Origin of the sequence: Mesorhizobium sp. M0816, assembly GCF_040320005.1 — a bacterium.
In the GTDB taxonomy this organism is placed as follows: Bacteria; Pseudomonadota; Alphaproteobacteria; order Rhizobiales; family Rhizobiaceae; genus Mesorhizobium.
The window spans coordinates 1-16,378 of sequence record NZ_JAMYOT010000063.1; the positions used below are offsets into that span (position 1 = coordinate 1).

At 59.2% G+C, this 16,378-nt stretch carries 11 protein-coding genes and 2 pseudogenes; 8 read left to right on the forward strand and 5 right to left on the reverse strand.

Going from position 1 to position 16,378, the window contains the following annotated elements; translation table 11 throughout:
* Positions 1-326 precede the first annotated feature (326 nt).
* Positions 327-584, forward strand: a pseudogene (locus NKI17_RS35850) (transposase); the annotation flags it as partial.
* Between the two features lie 189 nt (positions 585-773).
* On the opposite strand, the gene NKI17_RS35855 reads toward NKI17_RS35850, so the two are convergent.
* Both NKI17_RS35855 and NKI17_RS35860 read right to left on the reverse strand, forming a co-directional pair.
* Complete coding sequence (locus NKI17_RS35855; protein ID WP_352907825.1) at positions 774-2,204, reverse strand: KamA family radical SAM protein; 1,431 nt, start codon at positions 2,202-2,204, stop codon at positions 774-776.
* A 621-nt stretch (positions 2,205-2,825) separates the two neighbouring features.
* The gene (locus NKI17_RS35860) at positions 2,826-3,626 is read right to left on the reverse strand and encodes a helix-turn-helix transcriptional regulator (protein ID WP_352907827.1); all 801 of its coding nucleotides are present in this window, start codon (positions 3,624-3,626) and stop codon (positions 2,826-2,828) included.
* Between the two features lie 595 nt (positions 3,627-4,221).
* Here NKI17_RS35860 and NKI17_RS35865 point away from each other — a divergent pair.
* Entirely contained in the window at positions 4,222-4,482 is a 261-nt protein-coding gene (locus NKI17_RS35865; protein WP_352907829.1) for a transposase, read from the forward strand.
* Between the two features lie 66 nt (positions 4,483-4,548).
* Here the strand turns inward: NKI17_RS35865 and NKI17_RS35870 are convergent, their stop codons facing one another.
* Positions 4,549-5,469, reverse strand: a complete 921-nt coding sequence (locus NKI17_RS35870; protein WP_352907831.1) for a LysR substrate-binding domain-containing protein — start codon at positions 5,467-5,469, stop codon at positions 4,549-4,551.
* A gap of 678 nt (positions 5,470-6,147) precedes the next feature.
* Between NKI17_RS35870 and NKI17_RS35875 the strand changes: the two are divergent.
* Positions 6,148-6,346, forward strand: a pseudogene (locus NKI17_RS35875) (IS6 family transposase); the annotation flags it as partial.
* Between the two features lie 71 nt (positions 6,347-6,417).
* On the opposite strand, the gene NKI17_RS35880 reads toward NKI17_RS35875, so the two are convergent.
* Both NKI17_RS35880 and NKI17_RS35885 read right to left on the reverse strand, forming a co-directional pair.
* Positions 6,418-7,647, reverse strand: coding sequence for an ATP-grasp domain-containing protein (locus tag NKI17_RS35880; protein WP_352907833.1), 1,230 nt, complete (start codon positions 7,645-7,647; stop codon positions 6,418-6,420).
* A 571-nt stretch (positions 7,648-8,218) separates the two neighbouring features.
* Entirely contained in the window at positions 8,219-8,989 is a 771-nt protein-coding gene (locus tag NKI17_RS35885; RefSeq protein ID WP_352907835.1) for an IclR family transcriptional regulator domain-containing protein, read from the reverse strand.
* A gap of 122 nt (positions 8,990-9,111) precedes the next feature.
* Here NKI17_RS35885 and NKI17_RS35890 point away from each other — a divergent pair, with 122 nt between their 5' ends.
* From NKI17_RS35890 to NKI17_RS35910, 5 genes are all read left to right on the forward strand, one after another.
* The gene (locus NKI17_RS35890; protein ID WP_352907837.1) at positions 9,112-9,969 is read left to right on the forward strand and encodes a CoA transferase subunit A; all 858 of its coding nucleotides are present in this window, start codon (positions 9,112-9,114) and stop codon (positions 9,967-9,969) included.
* Positions 9,966-10,769 carry a CoA-transferase subunit beta gene (locus tag NKI17_RS35895; RefSeq protein WP_352907839.1) on the forward strand — a complete coding sequence of 268 codons (804 nt, stop codon included), beginning with the start codon at positions 9,966-9,968 and terminating at the stop codon, positions 10,767-10,769. Before NKI17_RS35890 ends, NKI17_RS35895 begins: the two co-directional genes overlap by 4 nt.
* A complete protein-coding gene (gene pcaF, locus NKI17_RS35900; protein WP_352907841.1) occupies positions 10,769-11,974 on the forward strand; it encodes a 3-oxoadipyl-CoA thiolase in 1,206 nt (401 codons plus the stop codon). Before NKI17_RS35895 ends, pcaF begins: the two co-directional genes overlap by 1 nt.
* Before the next feature lie 568 nt (positions 11,975-12,542).
* Positions 12,543-12,767, forward strand: coding sequence for a DNA -binding domain-containing protein (locus NKI17_RS35905; protein WP_352907843.1), 225 nt, complete (start codon positions 12,543-12,545; stop codon positions 12,765-12,767).
* Between the two features lie 298 nt (positions 12,768-13,065).
* Positions 13,066-14,181 carry a saccharopine dehydrogenase family protein gene (locus tag NKI17_RS35910; protein ID WP_352907844.1) on the forward strand — a complete coding sequence of 372 codons (1,116 nt, stop codon included), beginning with the start codon at positions 13,066-13,068 and terminating at the stop codon, positions 14,179-14,181.
* Positions 14,182-16,378 lie beyond the last annotated feature (2,197 nt).

The window sequence follows — 16,378 nt, forward strand, 5'->3', positions numbered from 1 at the left end:
TGCGGCGGCCAAGGCGCCGACCGCGAAGAGAAGCGAGTGACCTGCGGAACGGCCCAGGAAAAAAGTACAGGAGCACCTTGACCTCAACCACCCCAATCAGAGAGGCCTCTTAGAGCCTGACCCGAAACTCGGGATTGGGCGTGGAAGCGGTTGAGTGGCCCCGTGCGTTGTGATTCGCTTGAGTTGTCTAGACTTGAGCGAGATCACGGGATGGGTTGGACGGAGGCCACCCGCCGGCAATATTGCCGCGCGGGGCAGCGGGATGCAAACGCGTTGACGGACAGGGAACGGGCGTTGATTGAGCCGTTCATGCCTGGAGCGAAGGCGACGGGACGACCGCGGACGACCGAGCTGCGGGCATTCGTGGACGCGCAGTTCTCGAAATCATCAAGCGCTCCGACGCGGCCAACGGCTTCGAGGTACTGCCGCGACGATGGGTGGTCGAGCGAACTTTCGCCTGGCTCGGAACGTTGTCGCCGACTCGCCAGGATTTCGAGGTCACCATCGCCAGCGCCGAGGCATGGATATTCCTCGCGTCGATCCGCCTTATGCTGCGACGAAGGGCAGTTCCGCGTCGCGCGTAGCCGAGTTTCGAGTCAGGCTCTTAGACATAAGCCTATCCTCAAGCATGTGCTTGAGCCTTCCTGCTTATGCTGAGTGTCCGTCGAAAGTGGCGGCAGTTCAATTTTGCACTTTGTGCAGTTCCCAGTGATGACTTAGGTCACGTCTGGCTCTCATGCGCTTGGAAATACCAGCTATCTTGTCCGCGCACATTACTCCGCGGCCTGCTGGAATGCGGGGTTGATGCCATAGATGGAATAGAGGCCAGCTTCGTCGAAGATGACGCGATCATTATAGCCGCTGAACCAGATTGCATCCGGGTTTCGGCCGACTATGGTCACCTTGCACCGGTCCGGCGCATCAGCGGCCGAACGCAACAGCTTGAAGATCACGACGCCTCTTTCACCACCAGCGACGCCCGGTAGCGGCTCGTTGGTGACGGCCGCCACTTCGGTCTTGCCCTTGTAGTGAGTGATCGAAAGCCGCGCGTGGGCTTCGACGCCCGACTGGCCCTTCTGCGATTCGTTCAGGATCTGCCAGGCCCGCTCGATCGGGACGTTGAACGCCTTGTGCCCGACCATGTCGCGACCGCAGAAGAAGTAGTGGTTGTTGACGCCGTGTCGGGCCATCTCGCGTTGCATGGTCCTCAGCGCTTCGGCATCGTCGTTGATATCGCGAATGATCGGCGACTGATTGTGGATGGTGATCCATTCGCGCCGGGCGAGTTCGTTGACCGCCACTCGCGTTTCGCGGATCCAATGCAGCCCGCCGCCAGGATTATCGACATAGCCGCCATCGGGTGTCTTGCGGAGAAACTCGTCAGGATGGTTGAAGTGCACCATTATCCGCAGGCTGACCTCCGGATAGGCCTCATGAAAGGCATCGAGCATCGCAAAGAAAGTCTGGTCAAACCGCTGCGGATGAAACGCCAGCTCCTTGGTCCCGATGCGGATAGTCTCGACGCCGGCTTCCGCGAGTCCGGCCAGCCAAGCAGCGATGTTCTTGTTCCCCAGCACCATGGGATCGCCGCCCGACATCAGGATCTCGCGAAGCTTCTCACGGCCGGTTTCCGGATGGCGACCGCCATTCGCGGCCACCGCCTTGTTGTGCTCGCCAATGTATTCGACGATCTCGCCGAGCTGCGCCAAGCCCTTTGGAGCAACGGTACCATCCTCGCGGGTGATCTCTTTGCGGCCGATCAGTTCCTCGCGGTAGCAGAAGCGACAGTGGGCAGAGCAGGTGGACGCCACATAGAGCAGACCCAGCTCATACTTATGAATCAGCCCTTCGCGCGGGCTGTAGGTCATTTGTTTGCCCGGATCTTCTGCACCGTCGAGATCGTAGGTTTCCTTCGGGCTGGCTTTCACCAACGTCTGCATGGGTCGGCTGTATTGCGCCTGCTCATAATAGTGCCGCGTGATCTTGATCGGCATCCGGGCCTCCAGATCTTTCACGGTGCCTTTCAGTTCAAGGATCCGGTTTAGTTCTTCTTGGGAATAGAACCCCCGCATGTCCTGGGACACGTCACCGCTGGCGAACTTGGCTATGCCGGTGATGATCTGCCGGTCGTATTTGCCGTTGACGACTTTGTCCAGAAACGCCTGCTCGCGCTGTGAGGGCAAGTATTTTTTAACGGCACTCATGGCGCATACCTCCAAGGCTGTGATATCCGGCCGGCACAGACTGCAGCAGAGGCCGATCCGGGTGAACGTGTTGATTTTCTCTGTCTGATTTCTCGGATGCACCGCCCGAACTTACAAGCACATATTCGTCACCAGTTTGTGACTCGTATTCATGAAGACAGTATTCTTCGAACCGGCGCTGAAATCTGGACCGTCAGCCTGCCTGCCCAACAATCCGGCGCTCACCGTTGCACTCCATTCTCCCGCGATCACTCTCCCCCAACTGCGCAAAAGCCCGTTATGGGTCGGCGGATCGTCGGCCAGCCTGTCGGCCACTTGCAGGCGTCACTCGGCCGCGGCCAATATATGACGCACCATCCGAGGTGATGCGTCCCCCGTCAAACGCAGCTGAGATCTTCTTGCACCCAATGGTTGAAGATGAGAGCGGCAGCAACGTACCCATCGCTCATAGCGGGTCTGGCTCGCGAGCTGCCGTGGCAGGGCTGGCTTGGACAGCCAGATCATTCGCCTAGGCTACATCCGCCAGCCTCTCAGAAGCTACGTCGTGAATGAGCGGGGCTTCAGCAACGGGTTTCGACTTCGAGGCAGGTCGTTCATGAGACCTTAGTTTCTCGAATTCGCTTACAACTCGATAATTCCCAAGTTTATCGCCTTTATAGCTGCAACCGTTCTGCTAGAAGTACCTAATTTTCTTAATACGTTCTTTATGTGGAAATTGACAGTGTTTAAGCTAATTCCCAAAATTATCCCTGTTTCCCACGACGATTTCCCTCTCGCCGTCCATAAAATGCACTCTTTTTCTCTAAAAGAAAGATCAGGAGCTTCCTCGATGCCAGTCGAATCTGCGAACCTTGCGACCTTCAGATGGAAATGTAACGCAGCAAGTTGCAAGTAGGTGATTGTTTTATTTTGGAATTCGCAACCCCCGGGTTGTGCAAAGCTCATGATCGCAAAGCTGGCATCCGAGCCGTGCAGTGGAACGCTAATGCCTGACCTCAAGCCGAACGTCGCAGCCTCGTCGAAAACGCGCCGTTCGTCCTCAGTCGTACGTGCGTCATTGTACACCTCGCTCCATCGAAAGGCGCTTGCGCGCTTTCGACCTGTCTTGATAATGGGGTCTATCCTGTCATAACCCATTTCGAAATAGCGCTGCTGCCATTCATCTGGATAATTTAGCATGATCGCCCGACCGTTTGAACGAGAGCGATAGCCGATCCACGGGCAATCAAAATTCAGGGCAAAGGCAGATAATAGGTCGAACAACTCCTCGGTTTGAGCAACACCATCGGTTTGGTCGACAAATCTGCCGAACTCGGCCGCAAACCCCTCCCTAGTTTCGTCGGGGAAATGCATCGACGGAAACAAAGAAAGTTGGTCGGACACACTGGTCGGCAGCCCTCGCCGTTGAGAGACCGCGGCCATCCGCGGGGGTTCCATTGTCTCTCCTCCGCAGCTTGTTTGCATCGGATATTGTCCCTCGTGGACATAGCTGCCAGCAGTAAGGCTACAGTTCTCGTCGCCACTGGCTGGCGAGCATCGCTAAAAGCTCTATCACATTGCCCAAAAAACAAAGTTATTTTTGATCAAGTGAATATTACATCGGCTCTCAGAAGTGTATCATTGGACAAGAATATTTAACGCTTGAGATCGGCCGGTGCATTCCCTCGGAGTTGGCTGGTGCCTGACCTTGGTCCTGCTGTGCTCGATGTCGTTACTGGCGCACGCATTTCGAAGTGTGGCCAGCCATATGGCCGACGCCCGCAGTAAGATAGAACAGCCCCGGACGCACAATCGGGAATGCGGTAGCCAACCCGCGCATCAGAGCTTGATCACCGACGTCCTTCAGTTCCGCCTCAACCCATGCGAGATCATCAGAATGAGAGCCGTTCCCCGGAACGGGCGACCTGCTGCGTTCCAAACCTTGACTGCGGACATCAGCGCTGTTGTGGGACCACCTTTCGGGAGTGGTCGCGATCTGTGAGGTTGCCGATCCTGTATTGGGATCGGAGATCGGCTTGTGTCTGGACTTGACCTTACGCTTGACCCGGAGCGGCAGCTTCTTCGTTTCGAGGTGATCAATGGTGCCGGCGGTCGGCGTCAGTGGTCGGTGGATGACAAGGCGCGGATCATCGCGGAGACGCTGGAGCCGAACGCAATCATTTCCGAGGTCGCCCGTCGGTACGGCCTCATGCCGCAGCAGGTCTTCGCCTGGCGCCGCGAAGCGCGCAAACAGGCCGCTTCGGTGCAGCAAGATTCTCCTGCCTTCGTGCCGTGTTGATACACCCCGTAGCGTCGACCGCTGAATTGGGCTTGCGGAGCATAGATCAATATTGACAAAGCGAATCTAGTCGTGGCTGTTCGTCATGCTGCCGCGCCTCGTGGTTGACAGCAGCCAACGCGTAAAAGCGTTTACCTGCGGGTTAACATCGCCGGCCGCGCTTACTACAAAATAGCTCTTGTGCGTCTCCAGGGGCGTGTCGCTTAGCGGGATCAAAACGCCACATTCGAGCTCCATTTCGATCAGATATTTGGGTAAAAGGGCGGCGCCGATTGAACACACGGCAGCCGAGATTATCATGGAAAACTGATCGAAATGTCGACCGCTCAGCAGCCGCTTATCAGTGGTTCCTTTCATGGCGAACCAGTCAATCCACGCGCTTTCGCGAGTAATGAGATGCAGAAGTGGAGCCTCCGCGAGGCGGGCAGGCTCGCTTGCCGAGTACATATCGCGGAATTTGGGGGATGCAACCGGCAGCATTTCTTCATCGAATAATTTGTTCATACGTGCGTCTGGCCAGTTGGCCTTTCCGAAATGGATCGCGAGATCGAAGCGCTCTCGTGTGAGGTCAAACGGTACAGTGCGGGTCTCCAGCCTGATTTCGACGGTGGGATGGTCATTCAGAAAAGTCCCCAACCGCGGGATCAGCCAACGACCGCCAAATGTTGGCAGGATGGCAATACGCAACGTGGTATTTCGCTCGCCAGCGGCAGTCGCCCGCGCTACTGATTGCTTCAGGTTCTCAAGATCGACTGCCAAATCGGCCGCAAACCGCCTGCCAGCCTCGGTCAGTGTGACGCGTCGTCCCACCCGCCGGAACATTGTCACGCCGATCGTCTCCTCAAGTTCCTTGACTTGTCTGCTGACGGCGCTTTGCGTGAGATGAAGTTCCTCCGCCGCCTGCGTAAAGCTTTCGTGCCGCGCAGCGCACTCAAAGCTGCGCAACAGGGCGTAGGACGGCAGATTGCGGTGACCTGCGGACTTCAAGGCTCAACACCTTCTATCAGCAGAACTCACAGTTTTGTCTGTTACATTCATGCAATTCATTGCAACGGTGGCCCTCAAGTTGCTCCTCGATCCTGAAGTGGACCTTCGTCAGCTCAGCAGGTTCTGCAGAGCTGATTGGGCCTGCGAGAATGAAGACGACGGCACCACCGCCTCCTTTAACATGCGCAGAGTTCAGGCCTTCCTCGAGGCCAAAACTATCTCAACGTAGCGACGGAATCGCGTCGAGAGGATGATTGAGCTCACCGATCGATGGTGCGGCTATCTCGGCAATCACGTCGCTCACCGAGTGAACGGATATAACCTCCGGAAGGCCACGAAGCGCCTGTATGCCCTCCCAAGTACCTTGGGCTTGAGGACGATTATGATATGGGACGAGGGAAGGGCACCTTGATCGCGATAGAAGCCGCGTTCCGCCGAGATCTTCATTTTGAGATTGCGAACCCTCAAACGAGCGCGGGCTGCTGCCGCAGCTGTCACGTCCGCCATGGGCGTAACAGGTCCAGAGGCATAGATAGCGCCGAAGCGATTGGCCAGGAATTCTGGCAAGTTGATTGCTCCTGGCAGATCAGTCCCTGCTGCGGCAGCCGGCCACCAACCGACCGCGATTATCTCCCGGGACACCACGCTCCGTTATCGGATTGCTGCGGGCAACGGCTGAAGACGATCCGGATTCGGTGGAGCCAGTATCCTGGCATCGAGCAGGAACATCGGCGTATCAAGCGCTCGACTTGCCCGATGCTGGGGTTCAAGTCCTTCGCCGCCACCGCGCTATTCTCGAGGGTCGAGATGATAATGCCATATGATGCACGAGCGACAGCCAAGGGACGCCTTAAATGCGAATCGGACCCTCGCCTAGTGCTTCTCCATTCTCGCCGCCTGATCCGCAGCGTACCGATCCTCCCATGCGCCCCAATTCAGCTCCTGTTACTATTCGCTAAGTGTCGAAAATGGTGTGATCGACCAACGAATTAAGTCGACGGCATGCTGAAGAATTGCCTCGGTCTGGGCACGGCTAGGTGAAGCGGCGATGACATGTCCGATGCGGTCTCGGTAGTCGCCCCTCCTGACGATCGGCGTCTTGGGTTTAATGTACAATCTAACCTCGGCGACACCTGGCGCCGCAGTCGCGCGACTGTCGCCGTCGATCCAATCGAGGATGCCATCGCGATCAGCATTTAAGCACTGCGCGGCCGCAATGTGCGAATGCCTTCTGCGCAAGTCCCATTCGTTGCCGATGATAAGCTTGATGTGCTCGGTGATGAGATCGACACCGCAGGCCGCCTGAATCAGCCCAGGACTAGTCCCACCTGCAAGACGGGGATTGACTTCAATGACGACTGGGCCACGCTTCGTCCACCGAATGTCAACGTTCGTTGGCCCCCAGCCAAGGCCGAGAGCTGGCAAACAGCTCAGCGAAACATCCGCGATGCGCTCATGCTCGTCATCAGTTAGCGGGGCTGGGCAGGTCAAATGACGGAACACGAAATGCGGTGGGCGGTCGAAGTCAGCGGTGTCAATCCCAACGACCTCATTTCCCATTATATGAGCGCTAAAAAAGGGGCCTTGTGCGAATTCTTCCACCAGTATCGGCGACCGCCATCTGTGCTGCCCGTCCAACAGATAGGTCGCATGTTCGGCCAACTCGTTGTGATTGCGGCACAATCGGACACCGCTGCTGCCGCTGCCTACGGCTGGCTTAAGAACCACCGGCAGGCCGATCTCCGCGGCAGAACTTTCTACGTCCGTCGCATTCGCTGCCAACCGAAAAGCCGGGATTGGAATGCCGGCCTCCGCGAGGAGCTGGCGTTGAGTGAATTTGTCACAGCATCGTTCAGTCGATGCGGGGTTTGGTCCCGGTAGGTCGAAATGCCGACAGAGCTTGCCGACTGTCGCATAGACCGACTCGTCCGCGCCCGAAAAGCCAGTAATGCCAGCAATGTCATAGGTCGCGCGTAACCGGGAAGATTCGCGAATCAGCGCATCGAGATTGCCTGTATCGACACGGATTGTCTCAATTCCTTCCGCCGCAAGATAGTCATATTGAGCTGGATCAGCCGACAGGGTAATTGGATGAAGATCAAGACACCGGGCCGCTTTCACGTATTGAAGACCAATACTCCCATGGCCTTCAAGCAGGATGAGCGCTCTTCTTGTCATTGGTATGGACCTCCAGTTGCATGCTGTGCGGCGATCCGAGCGTAACCGGCTTAGTTTTCAGCTCTGCCTACCTCAGACTTTGTTGTGAAGGTATCACTGGCAGGTATCTGCGCTCGCAAAGACTCTGTAAATTTGTTTAAAGGATTTGTTGCAACGCTTTGGTTACCGGCGGGTGATACCAATCCCCTAGATTGATCTCGGAGATTTCGGGCCTCAAGGGACGCCAGTTTAGGAGCAGTCAGTGATCCTGAGATCGTCAGTCTGGTTGACGACGCGGCAAATCGCGCCCGTTTCGTGGACAATGCAAACGGAGGGCTCTTTCACCGCGTAGAGTAGGTGGTATGCGCCGTGCCGCCTTTCAGAGGGCAGGATCATTGGTCTGGGCAACCATAATTGGCCGACGTCGGCGCGGCAGCCCTCATCCGCCCGCGGCACCTTCCTCCCCGAGAACGACGGAAGGGACAAGTTCCGGCGTTGGCGATCCCCCTCTTCCCCATTTTTTGGGTAAGGGTGAGGGGCAGTGCCGGCCCGAAGTCATTGCTTGGTCCGCCGGCTCTTCGACGCTGATCGCTCAGACGAAGAAGAACTCCTGGACGCGCTGTTTTGCCCTCTGCAACTCAGGCAGTATCTCTCGCTCCATCTCTTCGACGGAGAAACGGGCCGACTGGGTCGAGACATTGATCGCCGCCACCGTACGCCCGGCCCGATCGTCGATCGGCACGGCGATCGAACGCAGGCCAAGCTCCAGTTCTTCATCGACGATGGCAAAGCCGTCCGCCGCTGCCTTGCGGATGGCCGCGGCAAGCAATGGCCTTTTGGTGATGGTCTTCGGCGTTCTCCGCTCGATTTTTGCCTGGCGGAGGAACGTTTCGAGAGCGTCCGGCGCGAGGCTTGCAAGCAGGACCCGCCCCATCGACGTGCAATGCGCCGGCAGCCTGGTGCCGACATCGAGCGACACGCTGAGAATGCGCCGGCCGGGAACACGGGCGACATAGACGACGTCCTCTCCGGACAGCACGGCCGCCGAACAGGCTTCGTTCAGTTGCGCGGCGACCTCGCGCATGATGGGCGCCGAAAAGATCCACAGCGAGGCGCCGCCGAGCCAGGTACGGGCAATGGTCAAAAGGCGCGGCGACAACGAAAAGAGCCGGCCGGACTGCGTCGCGTAGCCAGCGGCCGCCAGCGTCAGCAGGAAGCGGCGGGCGCCGGCGCGGGTCAGCCCCGCCTCCTCGGCCATTTCGGTCAGCGTCATGCCAGCCGGGTACTGGGCCAGTATCTCCATGACGGCAAGCCCTCGCTCAAGCGAGCCGACATGGTCACGCGAAGCTCGCTCGTCATCCATGTGGCCTCCGAAAAGCGACCGCGTCGCCAGGATTGACTCGATACCGCAATCCGACATAGAAGTATTTCATATAAAACATACGTTCGCAATACGAACTTTTCTCTTGAGATTCGGAGCCCGTGATGGTCAAATTCCTGTCGCTCAGCCAGGCCGTGGCCGAAAACCTGCACGATGGTGATACGGTTGCCTTCGAGGGCTTCACCCATCTGATCCCGACGGCCGCGGCACATGAGGCGATCCGCCAGGGATTTCGCGATCTGACCCTGATCCGCATGACCCCCGACCTGATCTACGATCAGATGATCGGCATGGGCATGGCGAGCAAGATCGTCTTCTCCTATGTCGGAAATCCCGGCGTCGGCCTGTTGCGGCGCGCCCGCGACGCCATCGAGAACGGCTTCCCGCGAGCGATCGAGATGGAGGAGCACAGCCATGCCGGCATGGCCAATGCCTACGAGGCGGGGGCGGCCGGCCTGCCTTGCGCGGTGTTCCGCGGCTATCGCGGCGCCGGGCTGGTGGCCGTCAACCCGAACATCAGATCGGTGATCTGTCCGTTCACCGGAGAGGCGCTTGCTGCCGTTCCCTCGATCCGCCCCGACGTCACCTTCATCCATGCCCAGAAGGCCGACAGGAAGGGCAATGTGCTGGTCGAAGGCATCATCGGCATCCAGAAGGAAGCCGTGCTGGCGGCCAGGCGGGCGGTAGTGACGGTCGAGGAAGTGGTCGATAATTTCGACGATCTGCACCCCAATTTGACCGTGCTGCCGCGCTGGACGATCGCGGCGATATCCATCGTGCCGGGCGGCTCGCATCCGTCCTACGCGCATGGCTATTATGAGCGTGACAATGCCGCCTACCTCGAATGGGACGAGATCGCGGCCGACCGTGAGAAATTTCAGGCGTGGATGCGGAAGAACGTCATCGAAAGCACGGCCGACGATTTCGCCGTTCGTGTCGAACATCTGAGGACAGCCGCATGAGCGACCGTCAAGACCTTGGCTTCACCCCCAACGAGATGATGACGATCGCCGCCAGCCGCGCGCTGAAGAACGACGATGTCTGCTTCGTCGGCATCGGCGCGCCGTCTGCTGCCTGCAACGTCGCGCGGTTGACGCATGCACCCGACATCACCCTGATCTACGAGAGCGGCACGATCGGCACCGCGCCGGATGTTTTGCCGCTGTCGATCGGCGACGGTGAGCTCTGCGACACCGCCGTGACAACCGTCCCGGTGCCGGAGATGTTTCGCTACTGGCTGCAAGGCGGCCGCATCTCCATCGGCTTCCTCGGTGCCGCCCAGCTCGACAAGTTCGGCAACATCAACACCACGGTCATCGGCGACTATTTTCATCCGAAGCGCCGGCTGCCGGGCGGCGGCGGCGCGCCTGAGATCGCCACCTCCTCGAGAGAGGTCTACATCACCATGGCGCAGACCAGGCGCGGCATGGTCGAGACAATCGACTTCTTCACCTCTTTCGGCCATGGCGAGGGCGGCGTACATCGCCAGCGCCTCGGCATCGAGACATCCGGGCCGACACTCTTGATCACCGACCTCGCCATCTGGAAGCCGGATCCGGCAACGAAGGAGTTCACGGTGCTATCGCTGCATCCCGGTGTCTCGCGCCAGCAGGTACAGGAAACCTGTGGCTGGAAGGTGAAGTTCGCCGCCGCACTTGACGAAACGTCGGCGCCAAGCGAACTCGAACTCATGACGCTTCGCGATCTTCAGGCCCGCACCAGGGCAGCGCGTGAAGGAACCGCCAAAGGGAAAGCCGCATAATGGCCGAGGCGTATATCTGCGATTACATCCGCACGCCGATCGGGCGCTTCGGCGGCTCGCTGTCGGCGGTCCGTGCCGACGATCTCGGCGCGATTCCTCTGAGGGCGCTTGTCGAGCGCAATCCAGGCATCGACTGGGCTGCCATCGACGACGTCGTCTATGGCTGCGCCAACCAGGCCGGCGAGGACAATCGTAATGTGGCGCGCATGGCGCTGTTGCTGGCCGGCCTGCCGAAGGAGGTTTCCGGCTCGACCGTCAACCGTCTCTGCGGTTCGGGCATGGATGCGGTGATGATTGCTGCCCGCGCGATCAAGGCCGGCGAGGCGGAGCTGTTGATCGCCGGCGGCGTCGAATCGATGAGCCGTGCCCCTTTCGTCATGCCCAAGGCCGAGACTGCCTTTTCGCGCAATGCCGAGATCCACGACACCACCATCGGCTGGCGCTTCGTCAATCCGCTGATGAAGAAGCAATACGGCGTCGATTCGATGCCGGAGACCGGCGAGAACGTGGCGGAAGAGTTCGCCGTCTCCCGCGCCGACCAGGATGCGTTTGCCGTACGCAGCCAGGACAAGGCGGTGGCGGCGCAAGCCAATGGCCGGCTGGCAAAGGAAATCGCGCCGGTAACGATCACACAGCGCAAGGGCGAACCGGTGGTCGTATCAAAGGATGAACATCCGCGCGCGGGTACGACAATCGAGGCGCTGGCCAAACTGCCGACGCCGTTCCGGCAAGGCGGCACGGTGACGGCCGGCAATGCGTCCGGGGTTAACGATGGTGCCGCGGCGCTGATCGTCGCGTCGGAAACCGCGGTGAAAAGATACGGGCTGACGCCGGTCGCACGTATCCTCGGCGGTGCCAACGCCGGCGCGGCGCCGCGCATCATGGGCATCGGCCCGGTGCCGGCCACGCAAAAGCTATGCGCCCGGCTCGGCCTGACGCCGCAACAGTTCGACGTTATCGAGCTCAGCGAGGCCTTTGCCTCCCAAGGTATCGCCGTGCTGCGCCAGCTCGGCATTGCCGAGAATGCGGAGCACGTCAATCCGAATGGCGGCGCAATCGCGCTCGGCCACCCGCTTGGCATGTCCGGCGCCCGCATCACCGGCACAGCGGCGCTGGAGCTTCGCGAACGCAGCGCTCGCTACGGCCTCGCCACCATGTGCATCGGCGTCGGCCAGGGCATGGCGGTTGCGCTGGAGCGCGTTTGAGATCCGCCGTTTCTGGCCGGTTTCTTCCCGCTCTCCATAAGACATAGCAACGTAAGGCATCGCCATCCATGCGAGACGGAAGCGGCAAACGGGGGCTAGGCGCGCATGTGCAGCTCGACCCTTCCTTTCGCGCCAAAGCCCGTCTCCGGGCCGCCGACCACTGGGCTGGCAAGGCCTAGGCGTCACGCGACCCGCTTTGGGCGCCTTCTCTGTAGCCACCGCTATCGTCGTACCGAAGTACCGGTCGAGACTGGTGAACATCCGACCCGGCAAAAGCGCCGAATAGGTCGCCCAGCCACGCAGGATGGGATTGAGCTCCTGAAGCTTCGAGGCCAGACTGCACAGGGCGGAACTCGTTCCCGCCGCGCCGAGCGGCACCGCCGTTCGACTTGACGGCGTTGCCATGCCGCACATCGGTCCTGTTAACGGGCGACGCAGCCAACATCTTCTGTTGCGGCGCGCCGACCAGCATCTCCAGGTTGTCGTGTCTGGCGCTAGCTTTTGCTGCCCGTCCGATTCCATATGGACGCGATCTAGCCTGCCGCCCAGTTGAAACACTGCAGCTTGAATGCCTCAACAGTCTTTCGGCACACGGACGCCTGCCGAAAAGTCAGAAGCGCGTGGCCTACACCTCCGGTTCGCGCTCCAGCCACTCGATGGTTCGATTGGAGGGGCTTCGTACCGGGAAATAGCCGAGGCGCTGATCGGCGAGCCGCGGGTTCAGGCTGACTTCATCGCGATTATTTGCGTGACCGCATCCGCCGCGCCATTCGGCGCGGCTGTGTGCTCATAAATAGCCGGCACAGGGACCCCCTTCTGGAAAGCTTGGCAGTGCGCAAAATCGCCAGCTGCTAAACAATTCCTTGTAGCCGAGGCCGTTCTCTAATGTGTCGAGGGCGGCGGCTCGGTTGTGAGCGTATCGACGCGCCTGCCGTGAGCAACACCAGAAGTTGGCGAGCTTTGTCCGAAACCTGCATTTCGTCAAGTTGCCCTGCGATCTGCTCAAATTTGACAGAACTTTTACAAAATTAGCTGCGCGAGTTGATTAAGTATGACGATGCCAGACTGTGGTGCTGTTGCAGGAGGAAATAATGAAAGACGTCATCGTGATCGGATCAGGCAAAATCGGCCTCACGATTGCACGGTTGCTCGCGGATACCGGGGACTATCATGTCACTGTCGTCGACCGCAGCGCTCAACACCTGGCGGAGATTGAAAGCGGTCCCGCGCATTCGACGGCCAAGCTGGATATCACCGACGAAGCAGCCTTGGCTGCGCAGCTGTCCGGCAAGTTCGCGGTCTTAAGCGCGGCGCCCTTCCAGCTCACCGTCGCCATCGCCACCGCTGCGGCCAGGGCCGGTGTGCATTATCTCGACCTCACGGAAGACGTTGAATCCACGCGGCAGGTGAAACGGATCGCGAAGACCGCCAGAATCGCATTCATTCCACAATGCGGCCTGGCACCAGGTTTCATCTCCATCGTAGCGAGCGACCTGGCGCGCAAGTTCGACAGCCTTGAGAGCGTGCGGCTGCGCGTCGGCGCCCTCCCGCAGTTTCCCAGCAACGCCTTGAACTATAATCTCACCTGGAGCACGGACGGGGTCATCAACGAGTACATCCAGCCCTGCGAGGCCATCGTCAATGGCGAACTCGTCGAAGTGCCTGCATTGGAGGAACGCGAAGAATTCTCGCTCGACGGCATCACCTACGAGGCCTTCAATACCTCGGGCGGCCTCGGGACGCTCTGCGAAACGCTGAAGGGCAAAGTCAACACACTCAACTACCGGACCATACGCTATCCGGGTCATGCCACGATCATGAAGGCGCTTTTGCACGACTTGGGACTACGGCACCGCCGCGATGTGCTGAAGGACATACTCGAACAGGCCCTGCCGACCACGGTGCAGGATGTCGTGATCGTCTTCGTGACCGTCTCTGGACGCAGAGACGGCCGGTTAGTTCAGGAAACCTACGCGAACAAAATCTACAGCGCCGAGGTCGGCGGGCGCATCACAAGCGCGATTCAGATCACTACCGCATCGAGCATCTGCGCGGTTCTCGACCTGCTTGCCGACGGCAAGATCCCGGCCCAGGGCTTCATCCGGCAGGAAGATATTAAGCTCGACGCATTTCTGCAGAACCGCTTCGCGGCCTATTACGGGCAAGGGGAAGCGACGAAGGGCCGTGGTGCCACGGTTGCGGCCTGAGCAGGCCTTTCCAGTGGCATTTTGGTGGTTTTTATCATCGGCGGTCGTTTCCGCGACCAGCCCGTTTCGAAAAGCGAACGGGAAATGGTTCTCTCGCTCGCGCGGCCAGGCCAGATAGTAGGATTCGGCGCTTTTTATCGGCAGATACAGAGCGGGCAGCGAAGCCAATCGCGCAGGCGGCGATCGCCGCCTGCGCGGCCGCCGCGACCTGGACGAACAACATTACCGCGCTCACCAGCTCGTCCCGCGTCGCCATGGTGACCTGCCTCATCTGATTTGCGCCTGCCACACAAATGCGGGAGCAAATCAGATGAGGCACCGGGTCAACATCCAGGAACAATTCAGGCGAGGCAATGCGACATCTTCAAAAGGGTCGACACATGGCGCTCCTGATAATCAACCCCGACGCGCTCCTTGATGACCTTCTGAAGATCGACGCGCCGCCTGCGCACCATCAACGGCAGGGTCGGCGACCGGTTTCTACAATCTGGGGCCAGCTCTGACAGTTGTTTGGCAAAAGCCGCCGCGCGAGACCACCATAGCAAGCGTCCTTGTGTCCCTCCGGCCCGGCTTCGTTGAAGCGATGCACCCAGTCGCGCACGGTCTGGCGCGACCCATCCCGCCGATCCTGGCGGCATCCGCTCGGCTCATACCGTCAAGGCACCCCCGCCAGCGAAAGTAACCGACTGAGCTGTCGCGCGTCCTGTGAAGCGCGAGCCAATCGGCGAAGATCCGAGGCCGAATCGTCCGTCCGCAATTCAACTGCTGAGCCCATGGGCGACTCTCCTTCGCCCCAAAGGGATCGAAATTAGCCCGCGGAGGAATCTTGGCCGCGCGAGTCAGAAATCAGCTCCGCTGGTATTAACTGCCCGGGGGAAGTCGGTCAGTCGCTGCGACATTCAAGTTCAGGTCCACCAAATACCGACGTGGCGGTCCAGCATCGGCAGCAATCGATCGCTGTCGCGCGGATTGCCCGCCTCGATCACCAGATCGAGGATCATGCCGCTCCTGCCGGTGGTCAGGTGAGTTCGGCATCGCCGTTGCGGTGCTCCGGCGCCGCAACGATGGTGGCTTCCCGCAGCAGCAATGTCTTCGCGCAGACTATCCGGCATGCCGAATCTCGCCTATAACCTTGCCGGACGTCTGGCACGAGGGTAGACAGCGGCCACACCGAAGTCAGCAGCCCCAAATCAGCCCGGACAAGTAAGACCGAAGACACCGCCGTGCATCGGGTTGTGCCAAATCCTAGCCGCCCCGCCCGCCTGAGGAATGTCGCTGACTGGAAGCGTTCGGCCCACTTTATTCAGATAGCTCGACGACACGCGTCGATCGCCTGGCCGACCTGCCGCGAAATACCGGCGCCATGCTTTTGCGCTGACGGCCCCAAGTTCAAGAGATCAAGAATTCCTGCGAAACGCTGATCGACCTGTCGGTTGAGCTGCCGCGTCGTTGCATCGTAAGCGTTGCAAGCGCCGCAGGCCGTCAAGCTGCCAGACCAGGTAGCTCCTGGCGTGTTCTAAAATAGTTTATGAGATCTTTCAGAGACGAAAACGGAGTAGATGGATGTCCCTTACCGTTTCATTTCTATTCGGAGGATTATCGACGGGGTACGACGCATCAATATCGTCGCTATCCAATATTATTTCTGCATACCATCTATCGCGGAAAACGCGCGCCCCTCTAACATAGCGTGCATGTATCACCTTAGCCGCGATGACGGGCTCGTACGCATAATAGATTTCAATAACCAGTTTACTTCGGCAGATCTGAGGGCCCGTATTTCCAGTCCAGACGTTGGCTCCGGGCACAGCATACATCGAGCATTAGACTTAATCGCATCTCGAAAAGAATACGTCGTGAACTTGCTAAGCGGCCAGTTTGGCGAAGACGGGGGCATACAGACACTCGCAGTGCTTTGGGGCTTGAGGGGAACGTTTGGAGACCCCCACGCTGCGTCACTGACCATGAACAAGTACGCACTCTCCACGGTCGTTTGCTCGCTATTTCCCAATGACGTGGTGAGGATGCCAAAGACAACGCTTGTGAAAGCCGATTTTATGGACGACGCAATTCAATTGTCAAAATCAGTCCAAGGCTCGATCGTCGCTGCCGACCGCAAGATGATCCGTTACCGGTCCTGCCGGCCGCCTGAGACGGAACTGCGCGGCCGCTTGCGAGATCTTGCCAATGAGCGCCG

Bases quoted from the DNA above. Each gene is read 5' to 3' on its own strand.
- NKI17_RS35855 (WP_352907825.1), bottom strand. From the start codon at position 2,204: ATGAGTGCCGTTAAAAAATACTTGCCCTCACAGCGCGAGCAGGCGTTT.
- NKI17_RS35885 (WP_352907835.1), bottom strand. From the start codon at position 8,989: ATGGATGACGAGCGAGCTTCGCGTGACCATGTCGGCTCGCTTGAGCGA.
- NKI17_RS35860 (WP_352907827.1), bottom strand. From the start codon at position 3,626: ATGGCCGCGGTCTCTCAACGGCGAGGGCTGCCGACCAGTGTGTCCGAC.
- pcaF (WP_352907841.1), top strand. From the start codon at position 10,769: ATGGCCGAGGCGTATATCTGCGATTACATCCGCACGCCGATCGGGCGC.
- NKI17_RS35905 (WP_352907843.1), top strand. From the start codon at position 12,543: ATGCCTCAACAGTCTTTCGGCACACGGACGCCTGCCGAAAAGTCAGAA.
- NKI17_RS35880 (WP_352907833.1), bottom strand. From the start codon at position 7,647: ATGACAAGAAGAGCGCTCATCCTGCTTGAAGGCCATGGGAGTATTGGT.
- NKI17_RS35895 (WP_352907839.1), top strand. From the start codon at position 9,966: ATGAGCGACCGTCAAGACCTTGGCTTCACCCCCAACGAGATGATGACG.
- NKI17_RS35890 (WP_352907837.1), top strand. From the start codon at position 9,112: ATGGTCAAATTCCTGTCGCTCAGCCAGGCCGTGGCCGAAAACCTGCAC.
- NKI17_RS35910 (WP_352907844.1), top strand. From the start codon at position 13,066: ATGAAAGACGTCATCGTGATCGGATCAGGCAAAATCGGCCTCACGATT.